The organism is Pseudomonas sp. LBUM1648 (assembly GCF_059716145.1).
In genome coordinates this window covers 511,877-534,494 of the sequence record NZ_CP166808.1, presented here as the reverse complement: position 1 = coordinate 534,494, position 22,618 = coordinate 511,877, and the positions used below count along the sequence as shown (strand labels likewise).

Below are 22,618 nucleotides of genomic sequence, written 5' to 3'. Positions count from 1 at the left end.
AGTTGCCCTCCGAAGTCGTCAGGCAAACTAGCATCGAGGCTGCAGCGGGCACAGTTCATCGCTTCTGATGAGGCTGTAGGACAAGTCGCTGGATCTTGTCCCCCATTGCCGAGCGCGCGATTGGCTGCGCTCAACAAACCTCTCAGGTCGCGCTGGAGATATCTTTGGGCAAACGCTGATCAATCACCTGATAGAGCGCGCTACTCTCCGGCCAGTTACGCATGAACCGCGCGCGATCCCGCGCATAGGCCCCCACGAAGGTGCCCATCGAGCCATGCTGGCACATCGAATCCAGATCGATCAGTGCCCAGCGATCGTCCTGCCAGAACAGATTATGGCCTTTGAAATCACCATGACTGACGCGTTCGGCAATCAATTGCGCAAACAGCACATCCAGCGCCTGCAATTCCGATTCCGGCGCCTCGCCATTTTCAACGTAAGGCGCGAAGCGCTCGATGATGTCTGGCCCCGGCAGGAACTCGGTCACCAGATACGCGCGACTGCGCAACCACAAAAAACGCTTTTCCAGCACTGCCAGCGGCTTGGGCGTGGCAATACCAAGAAACGCCAGACGATTGCCCTCGCGCCATGAGTGCCAGGCACGACTCGGACGCCAGAAACGCTTGAGCCAATGGGCAAAGCCCTTGATGTTATAGCGCTTGATCACCAGTGTGCGTGCGCCCACTTCGACCTTGCCCACGCTCGCGGCCCCGCCGGTTTTATAGAGATGGCCCTGATCAAGGAGCGCATCGGCCTGCTCAAGCACCGGCACCATGGCCGTTTCTTCCTCGCGCCGGATCGCCCGCAAACCAAACGCCCCACGCTGGACGCTGAACAGCGTGCATTCGCGGCCGACCTTGATCAGGTAATCCTTCAAACGCCAGCGGCGCACCTTGTCGATCTGTTTCTGCAAGGCTTCCAGTGGCAACGCGTGCTCGCTGTTGCTCAGCAGGTAATAAACCAGCAACTCTTCGGTGTACTGCTCGAGCGCCTTGGGCAACTGAGCAAAAAACACACCGAGGTTTTCCAGAACCTTCTGTCGTGACAGCGGTTGACCGGCGGTTTCCACACAGATGCCGGCACCGTCGATCAAGTACAACTGACCGCCATGTCGCAGCAGGTTGTCCAGATGCAGGTCTTCCTGCCAAAGCCCCTTGCCGTGCAACTGACCGATGGCGCCGAGCGCCTCGGCCAACACGGCGGATTGCTCATCCGCCAGCACCGGCAGCGCCTCGACTTTGCTCCAGGCCTCACCAAGGCTTTCGGCTCCCTCAAGGAAATCGAACAGCAGCCAGCCACCCTCACCGTTCACCAGACCATCGGCCAGCAGCAGCGGAGTCGTCAGACCTTGAGCAGCCAGCAAGCGCACGCCTTCCAGCTCACGCTGAAAGTGCCGGGCAGCCTTGCTGCCGACCAGCAACTTGGCCAGCACCGGCCGGCCGCGCCAGATGCCGGCACCAACGTAACGCTGCCCAGGCAACACGCGCAGCAGACTCAACAGCTGCAGATCCGCAGCGCCGGCCGCATCGGAAAGGGTCACCGTCAGCGGCAGTTCTGGGGCTCGCCCGACAGCGGCCAGCGCGGACAATTGCATCAGCGGGTCTCCTTGTGACTACGTCGCGCCGTCAGGCGGGCAAGCCAGTTGTCGAGCAGCGAACTGTCGGTCGACTGATCGAGATAAGCCGCGAGCAATTCACGCAATTGCGCCTCGCGCCACTCCGGCGCACGACGCTGCAGCGGCTCCAGATCCTTGATCCGGTCACGCATGCCGAACAATAACGGCCGGGTCTTTTCAAGGTCGATCAGTTGCGCCTGATACCCGTCACCGCTGGCTCGCAGAAAAATGTGTTTGGGATAGAAGCAGCCATGCACCTGGCGTACGCCGTGCAGATGCCGAGCCAGCAACCCGCAGGCCTTGAGGATCGCCGATTGCTGCACGGCGCTCAGCTGCGACCAGCCCGCCAGCAGCGACTCAAGGTCGCTCCAGCCGTCCAGCGCGCGCGTCAGAAGGATTGCGCGAACTTCGCCATCGACTTTGCGCTCACCGAAAAATGCCGCTTGCAGCGCCGGAATGCCGAGCTTGCGATAACGGCTGATGTTGCGAAATTCACGAGCAAAGCTTGGCTCGCCGAAAGGCGCATGCAAGGTACGGGTCAGGTAATTGCTCTGGCGCTTGAGGTAGTAACCCTGACCTTCCAGATCCAGACGAAACACGCTGCTCCAGCCGCCACGAGCGGTATTAGGCTCGTCCACCGCTTCGAGCTGCTTGGCCCACAGGGCGTCAAAAGTGCCTAGACCGTGGCGCTCAAGCAGCGCCCGGTCTTCTTCGGCCAGAAAATCACTCATTCACGTCCCTCGAAAAATCTCACCACGTGCCGAATCCGTTTCTTGTCGGCAACATTCAGCCGATCGCACTGGCGGTATTGCATATAGAAGCGCAGGCGTTGGGTATTGGACAGGTGGTATTTGGCGAGTTTGTCGAGACAGGCCAGATCCTTGGTGATCCGATACTTGAGCCAGAACCCGCGCCAGAACTCGCCATTGGGGCAATCGATGAGAAATATGCGCGCCTGATCATCGATCAACAGGTTGCGCCATTTCAGATCGTTATGGGTAAAACGCTGATCGTGCATTGTCCGTGTATAGCCGGCCAATTGCCGGCTGACGCCGTCGACCCAGGCGCGATCCTTGAGCTTCGGGTCCTTGCGCTCGGCGAGCGCCGAGAGGTCTTCGGTGTTGGGCAGTTCGCGGGTGATCATCGCGCCACGGTCATACGCCGCGCCACGGCGCTCCAGCCCCCACGCCACCACTTCGGCGGTGGGAATGCCCCACTTGGCGAAGCGTTTGAGGTTCTGCCATTCCATTTTCACCCGTGGCTTGCCGAGGTAACGACGCAGGCCTTTTCCGGCACCGACGTAGCGCTTGACGTAATAGTTGACGCCATTGCGTTGCACACGAATGACCTCGGACAACGGGTCACGGGTCAGGCGCTCGCCTTGCAGGGCAAATACGGCGTCGAGGCTGCCAAAGTCTTCGGCAAGATCGCTGTATTGCAGCTCAAGAGTCCAGCCCGCCATCAGAGCGCATCCCCGTACCGCTGTTTACGCGCATAGAGCTTGTTGGCCTTGCCTTCCAGCCAGTTCAGCAGCGGCGCTTCTTCAGCCAGGATCTGGCGCAGCGGCTGCTGGAAATAGCTTTTGAGGAAGCGCAGTTTGTCGCGACGGGTCAGGCCGATGTCCAGCGCGGAAAAGTACAGCGCCGCCAGATCCTTGTTGCGCCAGCGCTGGGTAATCTTCGCACGGGTCTGGGCACGGTGCAGGTCAATCACCGACAGCTTGAAATCCTCCGCCATCACCGGTTTGTCGGTGTGCAGCAGGAAATGGCAGATGTAGCAGTCGCGGTGGTTGACGCCGGCGCGATGCATCATGCCGGTCATACGCGCCACTTCGGCGATCAGCGCACGCTTGAGTTTTGGCTCGGGCGGCTGTTTGACCCAGTCGATACTGAAGTCTTCGAGGCTGATGGTCGGCGCCAGCTCTTCAGTGACGATGAACGAATGCTGATCCGCCGGGTTACTACCCTTCTCGCCATAGGCGACGGCAGTCATGGTCGGCACCCCGACTTCCTGCAAACGCTGAATAGCCTGCCACTCCTGGCCCGCGCCGAGCACCGGCAGCTTGGCGGTCAGCAGGTTCTTGAAAATCTCGCCCCAGCCGATGCCACGGTGGATCTTGACGAAAAATCCGTTGCCATCGACTTCCGTGCGCAATGTCCGGCGGGCTTCCAGCTCGCGATAAACCTCGCCCTGCAAGCCCTCGACTTCGGCGAACGGGTCGCGTCCGGCCCAGAGGCTCTTGAACGGTTCAGCCAGCATCAACTTCATTTAAGCGTGCTCCGCCAGAATCACATCGGCCGCGTGCTGCGGCATGCTGTAGAGGTCGGCCGTCTCGGCGAAGGCCAGACCATTGCGGCTCCAGGCCGCGCGTGCAGCGTCGTCTTTCAACATTTCGGTCAGATACTGCGTCAGTTGCGCCTGATCGAACGGTTCGTCCAGCACTCGCCCGGCATCCGCCTCGGCAATGTAATGGGCGTAACCGCAGACAGCGCTGACCAGCACCGGTAGACCGGCGACCAGCGCTTCGAGCAGCACTGTACCGGTGTTTTCGTTGTACGCCGGGTGGATCAACAAATCGGCGCCGAGCAGAAAACGCGGGATATCGCTGCGACCCTTGAGGAACGTCACGTTATCGCCCAGGCCCAAAGTTGCACTCTGCATCTGGAACAATTTGGGGTCATCCTGGCCGATTACAAACAGCCGGGTGCGCTTCTTCAGTTCGGCCGGCAATGCGGCCAGCGCCTTGAGGCTGCGATCTACGCCTTTGGTCTTGAACCCGGAACCGATCTGCACCAGCAGCAGGTCGTCGTCCTTGAGGTTGAATTCGGCGCGGAAGCCGGCGCGAATTTCGTCAGCATCCGCAGGGCGGCGACGATCCTGAGCGATGCCCGGCGGCAGCAGATGGAAGCGCTCCAGCGGGGTGTCGTAATGTTTGATGAACAGCGGCTGCTGCACTTCGGAAATCATCAGCACTTCGGTTTTCGCGTCTTTGGCGAATACCGCGCGCTCGTACTCGGCGAAGTGGCGATAGCGGCCCCAGCGGCGGTACAGCGAATTGCGCAGATTCTGCGCCTTGTCTTCAAAGCAGCCGTCGGCGGCGTAGTAGACGTCCAGACCCGGCATCTTGTTGAAACCGATCAGGCGATCCACCGGACGCTTGGCCAGATCCGCTTCCATCCATGCGCTGAGTTTTTCGTTGCGACGGTGATTGAAAAACGCCTTGACCGGCGCCACCAGCACTTCGAAACCCGGCGGCACGTCGCCTTCCCAGATCAGCGTGTAGACGCGGATCTGGTGGCCGCGCTTCTGGCATTCGAGGGCGATGCGCATGAAGTCGCGCTGCAAACCACCAAACGGGAAATATTTGTACAGGACAAAAGCCAATTGCATCAGCGCAGCTCCTCAGCCATTAACAACGTGCTCAGTCGGCTGGCGACACGCTCGGGATTCAGACGCGTGAAGCACAGAGGCTGCTCGCGTTTCAGGTCAAACTGACGGGCATCCTGCGCGGTCGGTTGATAGGTACATTTCTTTTGCAGGCACGGCGCGCACGGGAAATCGCTGGCCAAGTGAATCTGCAGTTTGCCGTAGGCGCCGGTCAGGCCCGGGTTGGTCGGACCGAACAGCGAAATCGTCGGTACATCCAGCGCTGCCGCAAGGTGACCGAGACCGGTATCCACCGCCACGCAGGCCTGAGCCCCGGCCAGCACCTTGCCGACGCCAGCCAGATTCAGTTTCGGCAACACTTCAGCGTGCTTGAAACCGGCGGCGATGCGCTCGGCGCGGGCTTTCTCCAGCGGGTTGCCCCATGGCAGTTTGACGCCAACGCCAAGGTAACCAACACGCTCGGTCAGCTCGCGCCAGTAGGCTTCTGGCCAGTGCTTGGTGTCCCAAGTGGTGCCGTGGAGGAACACCACGAAAGCGTTTTTGCGCGGCAGTTCGACCAGACGCTCGACGTTCAGGCCGTAATCGCCCAAACCTTTGGGGAGGTCGTAACCCAAGGCAATCGCGAACAACTGACGCACGCGTTCGACGGCGTGCTGACCACGGGCCACGGCCAATTTGCGGTCATAGAAACGCGACGCCATCGGCTCGCGTGCCGAGCCTTTATCGAGGCCGGCCACCGGGGCTTTGACATAACGGGTCAGCCAGGCGCTTTTCAGCAGGCCCTGCGCGTCGATCACCAAGTCATATTTGCTCGCGCGAACGCTTTGCTTGAAGCGCTTCCACTCGCCACTCTTGATGGTCTGCCAGAGGTTTTTGCGCCAGCGGCGAATCGCCACCGGAATCACTTTGCCTACGGCCGGGTGCCAGGTCGGGATTTCGGCAAAGCCTTCTTCCACAACCCAATCGAACTGGATCCCGGGAATCGCCCGAGCCGCGTCGGTCAGCGCCGGCAACGCGTGAATCACGTCGCCCAACGATGAAGTCTTGATCAGCAATACCCGCAACTTAATGAACCTCGACCACAGAGCCCTGCAATTTCTGCAAGGCATCGTTGACCGCTTCCGGCATCAATTGGCGCAGGCAGTTGTAATGGCCGAAACGGCAAGTACGGTCGAAGCACGGACTGCAATCGAGGCCCAGGCGGACGATTTCGACGTGCTCGGCCAGCGGTGGGGTGAAGCCAGGCGAGGTCGAACCGTAAACCGCCACCAACGGGCGGTTCAGCGCTGCCGCAACGTGCATCAAGCCGGAGTCGTTGGACACCACCGAATCAGCACAGGACAGCAGGTCAATCGCCTCGGCCAAAGAAGTGTCGCCGCTGAGGTTCACCGATTCTTCTCGCAGGCCCGGGATCAATCGTGCGCGGATGTCCTCACCCACCGCATGATCATTTTTCGAACCGAACAGCCACACCTGCCAGCCTTCGCGAATCCGCGCTTCGGCGACTTTGGCGTAATGCTCGGACGGCCAGCGCTTGGATTCACCGAACTCGGCGCCAGGGCACAGGGCCAAAACCGGGCGGTCGAGGGTCAGGCCAAATTTGGCCAGTGCCGCTTCGCGGGTCACCGGGTCGATTTGCAGGCTTGGACGCGGATACGGTTTCGGCAACTCGGCATTCGGCTCATAGGCCAACGCCATGAAGCGCTCGATCATCAGCGGATAGCGTTCTTTATCGAGCGTACGCACGTCATTGAGCAGGCCGTAGCGGAACTCGCCGCGCCAGCCGGTGCGCTTCTTGATACCGGCGAAAAAAGGTACCAGCGCCGACTTTAGCGAGTTGGGCAACAGGATAGCCTGATCGTACTGGCCGGCCAGAGATTTGCCGATGCGCCGACGCGTCGCCAACTCCAGCGCGCCGTGACCGAGCGGAAAGCTCAAGGCCTTGCGCACTTCAGGCATGCGCTCAAGGATCGGCCGGCTCCACTCGGGAGCCAGCACGTCGATTTCGCACTGCGGGTGGCGCTGCTTGAGGCACTGAAACAGTGTCTGCGCCATCACCATGTCACCGACCCAACTGGGCCCAACGATCAGAATATTCATGTGGTTTCCATAAACGAACCGGGGAGGCTTTACGCCTCCCCGCCTCGAGAATCATTGTGGGAGCCATGCAGCTTGCGATGGGTCATTACCTTCAACATAACTGTCGACTGTCACTCCGCTATCGCGAGCAGGCTCGCTCCCACAGGGTATCGGGTGCTGCTCGAACCGTGTTCAGCTTAGCCCCAACTCACGCCAGATCCGCAATACCTGCCGACGTTCGTCGACAAACTGGTCACCTGTTATCACCCCGGCATCCTTCTGCAAGGCCTGCCGGTGGGCGGCGGAGCGGTAGGCTTTATAGGCCTCGCGCAACAGGCTGGCATCTTCGGCAGGCATCAGCCCTTCGTGTTCCAGTTCTTCCAGAATGCGGATGTTATCGGTCCAGCGCAGCAGTGGCGGGTGGCTGTGCGACCACGCCAGAGCCGCGTATTGCACCATAAATTCAATATCGACGATACCTCCGGCGTCCTGCTTGAGGTCGAACGGCGCCGAGGCCTCGAAGGCACTCGCCGCCGTACCGGCCGCGGTGCTCTTGCTGCCGAGGTTATCGCGCATCTTCGCGCGCATCTCGCTGACTTCCTGTTGCAACTTGGGCAGATCCCGCGCCTTGCCCAGCACTTGCGCGCGGACTTTCTCGAATGCCTGCCCGACATCCTGACTGCCGACCAGCACCCGCGCGCGCACCAGAGCCTGATGTTCCCAGGTCCAGGCTTCGTTTTCCTGATAGCGCTCAAAAGCCCCTAGCGAACTCACCAACAGCCCGGATGCGCCGGACGGGCGCAGACGCATATCCACTTCATAGAGCTGGCCGGAGTTGGTCTGCGCCGTCAGCAAGTGAATGATCCGCTGCCCGAGACGCGTGAAGAACTGCGCACCATCAATCGGCTTAGGTCCATCGGTTTCCGCCTGCGGATCGCCGTCGTGGATGAACACCAGATCCAGATCCGAACCGTGCCCCAACTCGATACCACCGACCTTGCCGTAACCGACAATGATGAAGCCGGGATCGCACAAGCTGCCGTCAGTGCGCAGCGGCGTGCCGTACTTGGCCACGGTCTGGCGCCAGGCCAGGGCCAACACTTGCTCGAGGATAGCCTCGGCCAGCCACGTCAGGTAATCACTGACCTTCATCAGCGGCAGGCTACCGGCGATTTCCGAGGCGGCGACGCGCAAGCGATGCGCCAGTTTGAAATGGCGCAGGGCTTCCATCTGTTGTTCGAGGTCGTCTTCAGGAATCCGCGTAAGGCGCTCGCGCAATTCGGCGGCCAGTTCTGGCGCCAATGGCGGCTTGAACAGTCGGCCCTCGTTGAGCAACTCATCGAGCAGCAGCGGGAAACGAGTGATCTGCTCGGCAATCCAAGGGCTCGCCGCACACAACGTCAGCAAACGCCGTAATGCACCGGGATTCTCCGTCAGCAAGACTAAATAAGCCGAACGCCGAGCAACCGCTTCAACCAGCGGCAGCACTCGCTCAAGGACCAGATCCGGGTTGTCATGCTCCACCGCCTGGGCGATCAGACGCGGAATAAAGGCATCGAGACGCTCGCGCCCCAAACGCTGCATCGCACGCAGTTGCGGACTGCCGCGCAGACCGGCCAATGCCTTTAAAGCTTTGGTCGCATCGGCAAAACCGCCCTCTTCCAACTGACGGCAAGCGGCTTCTTCATCCTGCGCCTCTTCCCACAACGGCAGCCATTCACCGCCCACAACCACTTCGCTTTCAGCGCCTTCTTCCTCATCGGGATCGGCGATCACTTGTGCGAAGTGCCACGCTACGCGGCCGCGCCAGAACATCAGTTTTTCGTGGAAGGCGTCCCAGTCTGCGAAACCGAGCATGAAGGCAATGCGCGCCTGATCCTGCGCGCCATCCGGGAGCATCTGGGTCTGGCGGTCGGCAATCGCTTGAATCGCGTGTTCGGTGTAACGCAGAAACTCGTAGCCTTCGCGCAACTCGCTGATCACCGCTGGCGGCAGATAACCCTGCCCTTCCAGCGTGCTCAACACCTTTAATAGAGGACGCTGTTGCAGGCTCAGGTCGCGCCCGCCGTGAATCAACTGAAACGCCTGGGCGATGAACTCGACTTCGCGGATACCGCCAGAGCCGAGCTTGATGTTGTCGGCCATGCCTTTGCGCCGCACTTCCTGCTGGATCAACTGCTTCATGGTGCGCAGCGCTTCGATCGCCGAGAAATCCAGATAACGCCGGTAAACGAACGGCCGCAGCATGTCGAGCAACTGCGCGCCAGCCACTTGATCGCCAGCCACCACCCGCGCCTTGATCATCGCGTAGCGTTCCCAGTCGCGGCCCTGATCCTGGTAATACTGCTCCAGTGCATTGAAGCTCAGCACCAGCGCGCCGGAAGAACCGTATGGACGCAGGCGCATGTCGACGCGAAAGACAAAACCGTCGACGGTCATCGGGTCCAGCGCCTTGATCAGGCGCTGGCCGAGGCGAATGAAGAATTCCTGATTATCCAGCGCGCGTTTCACGCCAACGGTTTCGCCGCCTTCGGGGTAAGCGAAAATCAGGTCGATGTCCGAGGACAGGTTCAGCTCGACCGCGCCGAGCTTGCCCATGCCGAGGATGACCATTTGCTGCGGCAACCCACTGCGGCGGCCGGTCGGCGTGCCGAATTGCTGACAGTGGCGGCTGTACAACCACTGATAGGCCTGGTCGATGCTGGCGTCAGCCATATCCGAGAGGTCGCGGCAGGTCTGTACCAGATCGGCCTGGCGAGTCAGGTCACGCCAGATGATTCGCACCTGATGGCGGGCGCGTTGGCGGCGCAACGCGCGACCGAGTTCATCTTCGGTCTGCGCGGCATTCGCGGCGGCGGCAATTTGTGCGCACAGTTCACCGGGGGCAAAGGCGCGGTCGAGTTCGCCGGACTGCACCAGCGACAGCAACATCAAAGGGTCACGAACGCTCTGTTCAATGACAAACTCGCTGGCGGCGGTGACCCGGGCAAATTGCGCCCAGCGCTCAGGTGTCCAGGTCGCGAAGCCGTGATCGTCATCAAGCGAGGCGACGGCCGTACGGAACGACTGCTCGGATCGGCTGACCAACGGCAGGAGAATGGCAGGCAGTTCGGCAAGCACGGGCAGGGTCATGGTCTATCCTTGATCGGCGTGTAAACGGCCGCTTGTAGTGAATGATGAAAACCCGCTACCCGATGGACTGTCGAACAAAAGTTATAAATAGCTGAAATTTCTTCTTCTTTGGCACCCAGCATCAAACTTTCACCTTTTTCGGATGGCAATCGACCAACCTTAACGATTATTCTCACAACGCAGTCAGAGGCCACAAGCCTTTCATCTGTAGTTTTACTACTCGTCTATACATTCGAAAGGCTGAAATGCCGGAAGATTTGTAGTAAAACTACACGCCGCCGGAACAACCTGTCGGCAATCCAAGAATTTTAAATCGTCTGCCCACAAGGCCAGTCGCAAACTCAGGCAACCGATTCTGGAAGCCTTTCCGCCCTGGAGCAAGCCATGCAAGACCTCGATCCCGTCGAAACCCAGGAATGGCTGGACGCCCTGGAATCGGTTCTCGACAAAGAAGGCGAAGACCGTGCTCACTATCTGATGACCCGTATGGGTGAACTCGCGACCCGCAGCGGCTCGCAACTCCCTTACGCCATCACCACGCCTTACCGCAACACCATCCCTGTTACCCACGAAGCACGCATGCCTGGCGACCTGTTCATGGAACGCCGCATTCGCTCGTTGGTACGCTGGAACGCGATGGCCATGGTAATGCGTACGAACCTGAAAGATTCTGACCTGGGTGGTCACATCTCCAGCTTCGCTTCCAGTGCGACCCTGTATGACATCGGCTTCAACTACTTCTTCCAGGCCCCGACCGACGAACACGGCGGCGACCTGATCTACTTCCAGGGCCACACCTCGCCAGGCGTTTACGCCCGTGCGTTCATGGAAGGCCGCATCACCGAAGACCAGATGAACAACTTCCGCCAGGAAGTCGACGGTCAGGGCCTGTCGTCCTACCCGCACCCTTGGCTGATGCCCGACTTCTGGCAGTTCCCGACCGTATCCATGGGTCTGGGCCCGATCCAGGCGATCTACCAGGCACGCTTCATGAAGTACCTGGAACACCGCGGTTTCATCCAGCCGGGCAAACAGAAAGTCTGGTGCTTCCTGGGCGACGGCGAGTGCGACGAGCCGGAATCCCTGGGCGCAATCTCCCTGGCCGGCCGCGAGAAGCTGGACAACCTGATCTTCGTCATCAACTGCAACCTGCAGCGCCTCGACGGCCCGGTTCGCGGTAACGGCAAGATCATCCAGGAACTCGAAGGCGTGTTCCGCGGCGCTCAGTGGAACGTGACCAAAGTCATCTGGGGCCGTTTCTGGGACCCACTGCTGGCCAAAGACGTCGACGGCATCCTGCAACGTCGCATGGACGAAGTCATCGACGGCGAGTACCAGAACTACAAAGCCAAAGACGGCGCGTTCGTCCGTGAACACTTCTTCAACACGCCTGAACTCAAGGCAATGGTTGCAGACCTGTCCGACGATGAGATCTGGAAACTCAACCGTGGCGGCCACGACCCGTACAAGGTCTATGCGGCGTACCACGAAGCGGTCAACCACAAAGAACAACCTACCGTCATCCTGGCCAAGACCATCAAGGGTTATGGCACTGGTGCCGGCGAAGCGAAGAACACCGCGCACAACACCAAGAAAGTCGATGTTGAAAGCCTGAAGCTGTTCCGCGATCGCTTCGACATTCCGGTAAAAGACGAAGAGCTGGAGAACCTGCCGTTCTTCAAGCCAGAGCCAAACAGCGCCGAAGCCCGCTACCTGAGCGAGCGCCGCACTGCACTGGGCGGTTTCGTACCTCAGCGCCGCGCGCAGAGCTTCAGCGTGCCGACGCCGGATCTGGACACCCTCAAGGCCATCCTCGATGGTTCGGGCGACCGTGAAATTTCCACCACCATGGCCTTCGTGCGGATCCTCGCGCAACTGGTCAAGGACAAGGAAATCGGCCCGCGCATCGTTCCGATCATCCCGGACGAAGCCCGTACCTTCGGTATGGAAGGCATGTTCCGTCAGTTGGGCATCTACTCGTCCGTCGGCCAACTCTACGAGCCAGTCGATAAAGACCAGGTGATGTTCTACAAGGAAGACCAGAAAGGTCAGATCCTTGAAGAAGGCATCAACGAAGCGGGCGCCATGAGCTCCTTCATCGCTGCCGGTACTGCGTATTCCAGCCACAACCAGCCGATGCTGCCGTTCTACATTTTCTACTCGATGTTCGGTTTCCAGCGTATTGGCGACCTGGCCTGGGCCGCTGGCGACAGCCGCACCCGTGGTTTCCTGATCGGCGGCACCGCCGGCCGTACCACCCTGAACGGTGAAGGCCTGCAGCACGAAGACGGTCACAGCCACCTGTTGGCTGCCACCATCCCGAACTGCCGCACCTACGATCCAACCTACGGCTACGAGCTGGCGGTGATCATTCAGGACGGCATGAAGAAGATGACCGAAGAGCAACAGGACATCTTCTACTACATCACCGTGATGAACGAGTCGTACCAGCAGCCAGCCATGCCGGCCGGTGCCGAAGAAGGCATCAAGAAAGGCATGTACCTGCTCGAAGAAGACACCCGCGATGCGGCCCACCACGTACAGCTGATGGGCTCCGGCACCATCCTGCGCGAAGTGCGTGAAGCGGCGAAGATCCTGCGTGAAGAGTTCAACGTTGGCGCCGACGTGTGGAGCGTCACCAGCTTCAACGAACTGCGTCGCGACGGCCTGGCCGTAGAGCGCAGCAACCGTCTGAAACCAGGCCAGAAGCCTAAGCAGAGCTACGTCGAAGAATGCCTGAGCGGCCGTAAAGGTCCGGTCATCGCGTCCACCGACTACATGAAGCTGTTCGCTGAGCAGATCCGCCAGTGGGTACCGTCCAAGGAATTCAAAGTCCTGGGTACCGACGGTTTCGGCCGTAGCGACAGCCGCAAGAAACTGCGTCATTTCTTCGAAGTCGACCGTCATTTCGTGGTGTTGGCAGCCCTGGAAGCACTGGCTGACCGTGGTGATATCGAACCTAAGGTCGTGGCTGAAGCCATCACCAAGTTCGGCATCGACCCGGAAAAACGCAACCCACTGGACTGCTGAGGAGAAACCCTGTGAGCGAACTCATTCGCGTACCTGACATCGGCAGCGGTGAAGGTGAAGTAATTGAACTGTTTGTGAAGGTCGGCGACCGTATCGAAGCCGACCAGAGCATCCTGACCCTGGAATCGGACAAGGCCAGCATGGAAGTGCCGGCCCCGAAAGCCGGCGTCATCAAAAGCCTGAAAGTGAAGCTGGGCGATCGTCTGAAAGAAGGCGACGAACTGCTGGAACTGGAAGTCGAGGGTGCTGCTGAAGCAGCCCCTGCGGCTGCCGCTGCACCTGCTGCAAAAGCTGAGGCCAAACCGGCTGCCGCTCCTGCTGCTGCAGCGCCTGCCACTGCACCTGCTGCCGCTTCGGTTCAGCAAGTGCACGTGCCGGACATCGGTTCGTCGGGCAAGGCTCAGATCATCGAGATCCAGGTCAAGGTCGGCGACACCGTCGAGGCTGATCAATCGTTGATCACCCTGGAATCCGACAAGGCCAGCATGGAAATCCCGTCGCCTGCCGCTGGCGTGGTCAAAGCCATCAGCGTCAAGCTCAACGACGAAGTCGGCACTGGCGACCTGATTCTGGATCTGGAAGTGGCGGGTGCCGCGGCCCCTGCTGCGGCCGCTCCGGCTCAGGCTGCTGCGCCAGCCGCTGCTGCTGCGCCTGCTCCTGCAGCAGCCCCGGCTGCACCGGTGGCTGACAGCGTTCAGGACATTCACGTTCCGGACATCGGTTCGGCCGGCAAGGCCAAGATCATCGAAGTGCTGGTCAAGGCTGGCGACACCGTCGAAGCCGACCAGTCGCTGATCACCCTGGAATCCGACAAGGCCAGCATGGAAATTCCATCGCCTGCCGCCGGCGTGGTGGAAAGCGTTTCCATCAAGCTGGACGACGAAGTCGGCACTGGCGACCTGATCCTCAAGCTGAAAGTCAAAGGCGCGGCGCCTGCTGCTGCCCCGGCTCCAGCTGCCGCTGCGCCAAGTGCTCCAGCGCCAGCCGCTGCTGCTCCGGCTGCCGCTGCACCTGCTGCTGCCACTCCTGCCGCCGCTCCAGCCAAGCCTGGCGCGAAAGTTCACGCCGGCCCTGCCGTGCGTCAACTGGCCCGTGAGTTCGGCGTTGAGCTGAACGCTGTCGGCGCCAGCGGTCCACACGGTCGCATTCTGAAAGAAGACGTGCAGGTTTACGTCAAAGCGATGATGCAGAAGGCCAAGGAAGCACCGGCCGCTGCTGCTGGCGCAACCGGTGGCGCGGGCATCCCGCCGATTCCGGTCGTCGACTTCAGCCGTTTCGGCGAAATCGAAGAAGTGCCGATGACTCGCCTGATGCAGATCGGCGCGTCGAGCCTGCACCGCAGCTGGCTGAACATCCCGCACGTGACTCAGTTCGATTCGGCTGATATCACCGAGCTGGAAGCGTTCCGTGTTGCGCAGAAAGCCGTTGCAGAGAAGGCCGGCGTCAAGCTGACCATCCTGCCGCTGCTGCTCAAGTCCTGCGCACACATGCTCAAGGAGCTGCCGGACTTCAACAGTTCGCTGGCGCCAAGCGGCAAAGCAATCATCCGCAAGAAATACGTCAACATCGGCTTCGCCGTCGACACCCCGGATGGCCTGCTGGTACCGGTCATCAAGAACGTCGACCAGAAGAGCCTGTTGCAACTGGCAGCCGAAGCCGCTGCGCTGGCTGCTAAAGCCCGCGACAAGAAGCTCACCGCTGACGACATGCAAGGCGCCTGCTTCACCATTTCCAGCCTCGGTCACATTGGCGGCACCGGCTTCACGCCGATCGTCAACGCGCCGGAAGTGGCGATCCTTGGTGTTTCCAAGGCAACCATCCAGCCAGTCTGGGACGGCAAAGCCTTCCAGCCGAAACTGATGCTGCCGCTGTCGCTGTCCTACGATCACCGTGTGATCAACGGCGCTGCTGCCGCACGCTTCACCCAGCGTCTGGGCAGCCTGCTGGCGGACATCCGCACCATCCTGCTGTAATCCCAAGCGGCCCTCCGGTAACGGAGGGTCGCTTGTGCTCCACGTTTTCGAGCGCCACACGCTCGTACCTCAACCCCGTCAATTGACGGGGCTTTTTTTGCCTGAAAAAAACCACGCTTGTTTTTTTCCTACAGGTTTTGCTGATATCAGCCACAACCCAAGTCGGCTTCACGCCGATCTTTTTTATCTCCCGCGCAACTAACCTTGGCACGCAATAGTTGTACAACTGCAACTTGCACACATTCATATTTATTCAGCAATCATTCGAATGGATTCGACATGTTAAGACCTACTATCGGCCCTATTATTGGCCACACCACAACTAACCACACACGCATATTCATTCGCGGCGACCGACAAAACAACGCCACTGTGTTTGGCGCAATACGTTATCGCGCCTCCGGAGCGCAACAATGGTCACCCGCACTCTTTACCAAACTTAGCGAACTTCGTGACATGTCAGAAGTTTTCGCACTCAACAACTTGAGCGGCGATACCGAATACGAGTATCAGGCAGGCTGGTTCAGCCCGATGAGTCCGGTTCACACCCAGGACAGTGTCGCGGAGCTACCGCTGCAGTGGCCCAGGGAGATCTACCGGTTCCGCACCCGCTCCAGCAAAGCCTTGCAGGCGCGGGCCTACATCGTCGGCTCTTGCCGCTACTTGCGCATGACCGCAGGCATTGCTTCGCTGCCGCAACTCGGCGACCGGATCTTCGCCTCCATCAATCAATTGATTGAAGGTGCGCAACCGCCGATCAGTGCAACGTTAATGACCGGCGATCAAATCTATGCCGATGACATGAATCTGATTGCACCGGATCGCGAATATAAAGACATACTTGAAAAATACCGCGCAGCCTTCTCCCAGCCCAACATTAAACGACTGATGTCCGGCACCTCTACTTACATGATTCTTGATGATCATGAAATCGAAGATAACTGGCCTGCCAATGCCAGCAAGTCCGACGACAACCTATACCGCAATGCCATGGCCGCCTATGAGTTGTATCAAGCCAGTCACAGCCCGGTACATCCACTCACAACTAACGGTCAGATTGATCGCTCGGTACTTGAGCATTACTGGTATCAGTTCAGCGACGGCGATATCGAATGGTTCGTAACCGACAGTCGCACCCGCCGTAACTTGTCGGCCGATGATCGACGCATCCTCGATGAGGCTCAGGAACAAGCGCTGCTCAAATGGCTGATCAACAGCCCCGCGCGGGTCAAGTTCGTGGTCACCAGCGTGATGTTCTACCCGGATCGCAAACTGCATGGCGATGACGCCTGGAAAGCCTTCCCGGAACAACGGCTGCGCCTGCTGGAAACCATCCGCGCTCGGCAGATCAAAAATGTCGTGTTCATCTCCGGCGACGTGCACGGCTCGCTGACCGCGCGCCTGACCCACAGCGAAGACCCGGACTTCGAAGTCCACACCATCGTTTCTTCGCCGCTGTGCAACAGCAAACTGTTGCCGTATGCCAAGGCCTCCACGTTCATTCTCGATCAGCCACTGGTGCACACGGCTGCGGGCGATTACCGACATGAGCTGACCAGCCAAGTGGTGAGTGAGGACAATTTTGCCCACGTGGTGGTCGAGGCTGATCAGATTTTGGTCAATTACCATGATCGCAATGGCAAAAACCTGCAGTCGATCGTCATAAAACTACGTTAAACCTTAAAAGATCGCAGCCTGCGGCAGCGCTTACACGGAACGCATTCCACTCCAGGAGCTGCCGCAGGCTGCGATCTTTTGCTCTTTTCCATCAGGCGCTGGAGAAATACCCGATGCAGCCGACACATTCTTATAGCACTTGGCCTTCATCACTCTTGTCAGTCAGTGCCGCAATGATGCAACCTTGCCGCAGGCAACAGTAAAGAGGGCGAGAGCCCGGCGCGTTCAGCATATTTCCAAGCGAGTTCCCTTCATGAAGAGCCAGCCCGATGCCGCCAGCCGTATGGTGGCCGAGGTAGTGACGCAGTTGCCTGTGCCCTCGCGGCTCGGCATGCTGCGTTTCGAGCGCTTGAATGAAGCCAGTTGGGCAATGCTGTTTCTTGATCCCAACTGCGAACGCCAGTTCGGCCAACCCGCCGTTGAGCTGTGTGCGCTGGTCGGCTCGCCCTACGCCAGCCTGATGGAGCCGGAAGCACGCTATCAGCAGCATGATGCGATCCAGCAGCAACTCGCCAAAAGTCCGCATTACCTGGTGCGCTACACCCTGCACACCGCCGCGGGTGCGCTGAGCATCCTTGAACTGGGCGAAGCCTATAAACAGCACAATCGTCATCTGCTGCGTGGTTATCTGCTGGCGGTCGATGACGTATTCGACGAAGCGCCGCTGCTGCCCTCCGTCGACCTCGAAACCCAGAACTCCCGCCTGCAAATCGCCCTTGAACTGAACCAGCGCGCCCAGCAGGAACAACTGCAGCACCTCGAGCGCGTGCGCGCCCAGCAAGATCTGATTCTGCTGCTCGCCCGCCAGCGCTACAGCACCCAAAACTCGTTGCAAGAAGCCGCCGAACTGATCACCCGCTGCGCCTGCGATATCTACGAAATCGACTGCGCCAGCCTGTGGAACCTTGAAGGTCAGCAACTGCTGCCAATCTCGGCTTACCACCGCGCCACTCAGGAATACATCCTGCCGGACGTGATCGACATCAGCAGCTTCCCCGATTACATGGAAGCCCTGCACAGCAGCCGCGCCATCGACGCGCACAACGCGATGCGTGACCCGCGCACCCGGGAGATGGCCGAAGCCCTGCGCCCGCGCGACGTCAATGCCATGCTCGACGCCAGTATTCGCGTCGACGGCCAAGTGGTCGGTGTGTTGTGCCTGGAACAGACCGGTGTGACCCGCGCCTGGCAGTCCGATGAAATCGCCTTTGCCGGTGAGCTGGCCGACCAGTTCGCCCAGGTCATCAACAACCACAACCGCCGCACCGCCACCAGCGCCCTGCACCTGTTCCAGCGGGCGGTCGAGCAAAGCGCCAACGCCTTTTTGCTGGTCAACTGCGATGGCGTGGTCGAATACGTCAACCCAAGCTTCACCGCGATTACCCAGTACACCACCGAGGAAGTCCACGGCCAGCGCCTGTCGGAACTGCCGGCCCTGGAAAACCTCAGCGAACTGCTGTTCGACGCGCCCTCGGCGCTGGCCAAGAGCAACAGTTGGCAGGGCGAATTCAAGAGCCGCCGCAAGAACCTCGAACCGTACTGGGGCCAGTTATCGATCTCCAAGGTTTACGGCGACAACCGCGAACTGACCCACTACATCGGCATCTACGAAGACATCACCCAGACCAAACTGGCGCAGCAGCGCATCGAGCGTCTGGCCTACACCGACAACCTGACCAACCTCGGCAACCGCCCGGCGTTTATCCGCAATCTGGACGAACGCTTTGCCCGGGATAGCGATACGCCGATCAGCCTGTTGCTGGTCGACATCGACAATTTCAAGCGGATCAACGACAGTCTCGGCCACCAGACCGGCGACAAACTGCTGATCAGCCTCGCCCGGCGCTTGCGCAACAGCCTGAGCCCGAGCGGCAGTCTCGCCCGCTTCGCCAGTAACGAATTCGCCGTGTTGCTCGACAACACCGACCTTGAAGCCGGCCAGCAGATCGCCAGCCAATTGCTGATGACCCTCGACAAGCCGATGTTCGTCGACAACCAGTTGATCAGCGTCACCGGCTCCGTAGGCCTGGCCTGTGCGCCGCTGCACGGTCGCGATCCGCAGACCCTGATGCGTAACGCCGGTTTGGCGCTGCACAAGGCCAAAGCCAACGGCAAACATCAGGTGCAAGTCTTCACCGAGGCGCTGAACGCCGAGGCCAGTTACAAACTGTTCGTCGAGAACAACCTGCGCCGTGCCCTGACCCAGAACGAACTGGACGTGTTCTACCAGCCCAAGCTGTGCCTGCGCAGCGGTCGCCTGCTGGGCATGGAAGCGCTGCTGCGCTGGAACCACCCGGAACGCGGCATGATCCGCCCGGATCAGTTCATCAGCGTTGCTGAAGAGACCGGCCTGATCATCCCGATCGGCAAGTGGATAGCCCGCCAGGCCTGCCGCATGAGCAAAGCGTTGACCGCCGCCGGCCTGGGCAACCTGCAAGTGGCGATCAACCTGTCGCCGAAACAGTTTTCCGACCCGGATCTGGTCGCCTCCATCGCCAACATCCTCAAGGAAGAAGCGCTGCCGGCCAATCTGCTGGAGCTTGAGCTGACCGAAGGCCTGCTGCTGGAAGCCACCGAAGACACGCACTTGCAACTCGACCAGCTCAAGCGTCTGGGCCTGACCCTGGCCATGGACGACTTCGGCACCGGTTACTCGTCGCTCAGCTACCTGAAGAAATTCCCGATCGACATCATCAAGATCGATCGCAGCTTCATCCACGAAATCCCCGACAACCAGGACGACATGGAAATCACCTCCGCCGTGATCGCCATGGCCCACAACCTGAAACTCAAAGTTGTGGCAGAAGGCATCGAGACCGCCGAGCAACTGGCGTTCCTGCGTCGCCACCGCTGCGACGTCGGCCAGGGCTACCTGTTCGACCGGCCGATCCCGGGTGCCGAACTGATCCAGGCACTCAAGCGCTATCCGCGCGGCCCGCTCTGCCTGTAACCCCTCCCCCGTGAGAAACCCGCACATTTTGACTAGTGATTAACTGGGCATCATTGGGCACACTGGCGGTCTGACTTTTTACATCCCATCCTGACTGAGAGGAACGATCATGGTTCTGCGCTCGGAAATTCTGGTGAACAAAAACGTGCTCCCGACTAAAGAACAAGCTCTGCCCGGCCGCGAAACCGCGATGACCCTGCCTGAAAAGCACTTCGTCTTCGAAGAAACCCCGCTGCTTGGCCCGTTTTTCCAGGACGTCGATTTTGCGATTTTCGGTCTGGGCTGCTTCTGGGGCGCAGAACGTCGCTTCTGGCAACGTGAAGGCGTGGTCAGCACCGTGGTCGGTTACGCCGGCGGCTTCACACCGAACCCGACTTACGAAGAAGTCTGCTCGGGCCTGACCGGTCACGCCGAAGTGGTGCTGGTGGTGTATGACAAGGACAAGGTCAGCTACGAAGAGCTGCTGGCGATGTTCTGGGAACTGCACAACCCGACGCAGGGCATGCGGCAGGGCAACGATATCGGCACGCAGTACCGCTCGGTGATCTATGCGACCAGCCCGGAACACCTGGACGCAGCGCTGAAGAGCAAGGCGACCTATCAGGCTGAACTGTCGAAGGCGGGCCTGGGTGAAATCAGCACCGAGATCGAACAGGCGCCAACCGTGTACTTCGCCGAGGCGTATCACCAGCAATACCTGGCGAAAAACCCTGAAGGCTACTGCGGGATCGGCGGCACCGGCGTGTGCATGCCACCGAGCCTGGCGGGTAATTAAACCCCTTTGCTAATCGTTCCCATGCTCCGCGTGGGAACGATCACTCAGTGATCAACTCTCGGCAATCAACCAATCCATCTGCCACCCACCCTGAGTCTGCCCAAGCTTCTTGGACAACCACGGCAGCAGCTCACGCAATTCTTCCTCCAGCCCCCACGGCGGATTGGCAATCGCCATCCCGGAGCCGTTCAAGCTGTTCGGCGTATCCAGCGGATGCACCAGCAACTCCACGCGCAACAACTTCGGCGCACCGGTGCCGGCCAGATCCTGATAGAAACGTCGCAGCGCACGCTGATCCTTCACCGGATACCAGATCGCCGCCACAGTTTGACGCATCCGGCCAATGGCCTCTTTCATCGACGCCGCACACCGCTGCATCTCATCGAGCTGTTCGAACGGCGGATCAATCAACATCACCGCACGCTTCTCCTGCACCGGCAGCATTGCCCGCGCCACATGCCAGCCCTCGCCCAGATGAACCTTCACCCGACGATCACCGGCCATGTTGTCCTTGAGCAGCACGCCGTCTTCCGGGTGCTTCTCATTGAGCATCACCCGATCTTGTGGGCGCGTCAGGCGCCGCGCCAGCTCCGGCGAGCCCGGGTAATAGCGCAACTGGCCATCCGGGTTCATCTCGTGCAGCACCTTCATGTAGTCGGCGGTCAGCGCCGGCAGGTCCGGCTGATCCCACAAGCGCGCGATGCCTTCCAGGTACTCGCCGGTACGGTTGGCCTGATCGCCCTGCAAGTCATACAGACCGATGCCGGCGTGGCTGTCGAGATAGGCAAACGGCTGCTCCTTGCGCGACATCAGGGCGATGAGGCGGGTCAAGGTCAGGTGTTTGAACACATCGGCGTGATTGCCGGCATGGAAGGCGTGACGATAATTCATGATTGCTCCTGCGAAGGCCGCGAAGTTTACCTTTTACCGGGCGGCAAGTCAGGGGTTGGCGGCCGAGCGGCCTCTTACACGTTAAGAATCTGGCCCAATACCCGTGGCGAGGGGATTTATCCCCGATGGGCTGCGCAGCAGCCCCCGATGCTGCCCACGCGGTGTGTCTGGTGCATCGCGATGACAGGTCTTAGGGCCGCTTCGCTGCCCATCGGGGATAAATCCCCTCGCCACAGGTCATTTATCTCGCTTAACTGGCAGGTCACCTCGACAGGAAGTCAAACCCATGCGTCGCCCACTTATTTTTTCTCTGTCCCTGATCTGCTCAATGCACGCCGTTTCGGGCGAAAGTCACAGAGCGCAGGCTCGCCAAATGCTCAAGAACTACGGCTTGAGTCACTGCATCCTGAAGCCATTCAATGAAAATTCAGAGCTGGAAAAAGACATCGGTCTGTCCGCTGGCGCCTACTCGTTCATGGGCAAAGGCATGCATACCGTCCTGCAAAATGAAGACACGCTGCAAGTGCTGCACGATCCATATAAAGAAACCAGAAACTATGTGTATGCGGCCTATGAGCAGACCCCGTCGATCAGCAAACACTCGAACAGTAATGTCGTTTTTTATGGGTGCCTGGAGGTCTACAACTCAGAGGCTTTCGAGAGTTTTATCAAGACTCAGGATCGGTACATTGCAGACTGACTGCCGCACCCTCAATGTCAAAAGATCGCAGCCTCCGGCAGGCTGCGATCTTTTGATCTTGCTCCTGGAAACTCAGGAAGGCATCGCGCGCAACCGCTTGCCGATGACATCGAGTACATCACAGCCGTCGCGCAACGGGATCACGCAGAGCTGGGCGAAGTCGCTGAGGATGACGGAGTCGCATTCGACCGAGCCGCGCATGCACATGTTTTCCAGCACCTGGACGACGGTGCGGATGCGATGGTTGGCAGCGTCCATCAGGATGTCGGAGGGGACGTGGGTGTCGATGAACAGGGTGGGCATGTCGCTGCAGTTGCCGGTCAGGGCCATGAAGCGGTTGTCGGGATGGGGGATGATTTTTTCGTAGGGTGGATCGGGATGCAAAGTCGTCATTTTGTTATCTCCATGA

The 22,618-nt window shown here is 59.8% G+C and carries 16 protein-coding genes; 6 read left to right on the top strand and 10 right to left on the bottom strand.

The window, feature by feature from the left end:
• Positions 1 to 142 precede the first annotated feature (142 nt).
• From ACA043_RS02365 to glnE, 8 genes are all read right to left on the bottom strand, one after another.
• Positions 143 to 1,594 (bottom strand): lipopolysaccharide kinase InaA family protein, encoded by a 1,452-nt coding sequence (locus ACA043_RS02365; RefSeq protein WP_497658546.1) that lies wholly within the window; start codon positions 1,592 to 1,594, stop codon positions 143 to 145.
• Positions 1,594 to 2,346, bottom strand: a complete 753-nt coding sequence (locus ACA043_RS02360) for a lipopolysaccharide kinase InaA family protein (protein WP_497658545.1) — start codon at positions 2,344 to 2,346, stop codon at positions 1,594 to 1,596. Before ACA043_RS02360 ends, ACA043_RS02365 begins: the two co-directional genes overlap by 1 nt.
• Positions 2,343 to 3,077, bottom strand: a complete 735-nt coding sequence (locus ACA043_RS02355) for a lipopolysaccharide kinase InaA family protein (RefSeq protein WP_497658544.1) — start codon at positions 3,075 to 3,077, stop codon at positions 2,343 to 2,345. The genes ACA043_RS02360 and ACA043_RS02355 overlap by 4 nt, the downstream gene beginning before the upstream one ends.
• Positions 3,077 to 3,883, bottom strand: a complete 807-nt coding sequence (gene rfaP / locus ACA043_RS02350) for a lipopolysaccharide core heptose(I) kinase RfaP (protein ID WP_187677934.1) — start codon at positions 3,881 to 3,883, stop codon at positions 3,077 to 3,079. The genes ACA043_RS02355 and rfaP overlap by 1 nt, the downstream gene beginning before the upstream one ends.
• A complete protein-coding gene (locus ACA043_RS02345; RefSeq protein ID WP_187677935.1) occupies positions 3,884 to 5,005 on the bottom strand; it encodes a glycosyltransferase family 4 protein in 1,122 nt (373 codons plus the stop codon).
• On the bottom strand, positions 5,005 to 6,066 hold the full coding sequence (waaC, locus tag ACA043_RS02340; RefSeq protein WP_187677936.1) for a lipopolysaccharide heptosyltransferase I: 1,062 nt from the start codon (positions 6,064 to 6,066) through the stop codon (positions 5,005 to 5,007). Before waaC ends, ACA043_RS02345 begins: the two co-directional genes overlap by 1 nt.
• Position 6,067: 1 nt before the next feature.
• On the bottom strand, positions 6,068 to 7,102 hold the full coding sequence (gene waaF, locus ACA043_RS02335; protein WP_401271130.1) for a lipopolysaccharide heptosyltransferase II: 1,035 nt from the start codon (positions 7,100 to 7,102) through the stop codon (positions 6,068 to 6,070).
• Positions 7,103 to 7,273: 171 nt separating this feature from the next.
• Positions 7,274 to 10,213 (bottom strand): bifunctional [glutamate--ammonia ligase]-adenylyl-L-tyrosine phosphorylase/[glutamate--ammonia-ligase] adenylyltransferase, encoded by a 2,940-nt coding sequence (gene glnE / locus ACA043_RS02330; protein ID WP_497658543.1) that lies wholly within the window; start codon positions 10,211 to 10,213, stop codon positions 7,274 to 7,276.
• A gap of 384 nt (positions 10,214 to 10,597) precedes the next feature.
• Here glnE and aceE point away from each other — a divergent pair, with 384 nt between their 5' ends.
• From aceE to msrA, 5 genes are all read left to right on the top strand, one after another.
• Complete coding sequence (gene aceE / locus ACA043_RS02325) at positions 10,598 to 13,243, top strand: pyruvate dehydrogenase (acetyl-transferring), homodimeric type (RefSeq protein WP_489880389.1); 2,646 nt, start codon at positions 10,598 to 10,600, stop codon at positions 13,241 to 13,243.
• Positions 13,244 to 13,254: 11 nt separating this feature from the next.
• Positions 13,255 to 15,216, top strand: a complete 1,962-nt coding sequence (aceF, locus tag ACA043_RS02320) for a dihydrolipoyllysine-residue acetyltransferase (protein WP_497658542.1) — start codon at positions 13,255 to 13,257, stop codon at positions 15,214 to 15,216.
• 279 nt (positions 15,217 to 15,495) lie between these two features.
• The gene (locus ACA043_RS02315; protein ID WP_497658541.1) at positions 15,496 to 16,893 is read left to right on the top strand and encodes an alkaline phosphatase D family protein; all 1,398 of its coding nucleotides are present in this window, start codon (positions 15,496 to 15,498) and stop codon (positions 16,891 to 16,893) included.
• Between the two features lie 253 nt (positions 16,894 to 17,146).
• Positions 17,147 to 19,843, top strand: a complete 2,697-nt coding sequence (locus ACA043_RS02310) for a sensor domain-containing phosphodiesterase (protein WP_187677942.1) — start codon at positions 17,147 to 17,149, stop codon at positions 19,841 to 19,843.
• Between the two features lie 109 nt (positions 19,844 to 19,952).
• A complete protein-coding gene (gene msrA / locus ACA043_RS02305; protein WP_095187387.1) occupies positions 19,953 to 20,618 on the top strand; it encodes a peptide-methionine (S)-S-oxide reductase MsrA in 666 nt (221 codons plus the stop codon).
• A gap of 51 nt (positions 20,619 to 20,669) precedes the next feature.
• Here the strand turns inward: msrA and ACA043_RS02300 are convergent, their stop codons facing one another.
• Entirely contained in the window at positions 20,670 to 21,509 is an 840-nt protein-coding gene (locus ACA043_RS02300) for a 23S rRNA (adenine(2030)-N(6))-methyltransferase RlmJ (protein WP_150593982.1), read from the bottom strand.
• 373 nt (positions 21,510 to 21,882) lie between these two features.
• Here ACA043_RS02300 and ACA043_RS02295 point away from each other — a divergent pair, with 373 nt between their 5' ends.
• Entirely contained in the window at positions 21,883 to 22,209 is a 327-nt protein-coding gene (locus tag ACA043_RS02295; protein WP_489880392.1) for a T6SS amidase immunity protein Tai4 family protein, read from the top strand.
• Positions 22,210 to 22,281: 72 nt separating this feature from the next.
• Here the strand turns inward: ACA043_RS02295 and ACA043_RS02290 are convergent, their stop codons facing one another.
• The gene (locus ACA043_RS02290; RefSeq protein WP_497658540.1) at positions 22,282 to 22,602 is read right to left on the bottom strand and encodes a hypothetical protein; all 321 of its coding nucleotides are present in this window, start codon (positions 22,600 to 22,602) and stop codon (positions 22,282 to 22,284) included.
• Positions 22,603 to 22,618 lie beyond the last annotated feature (16 nt).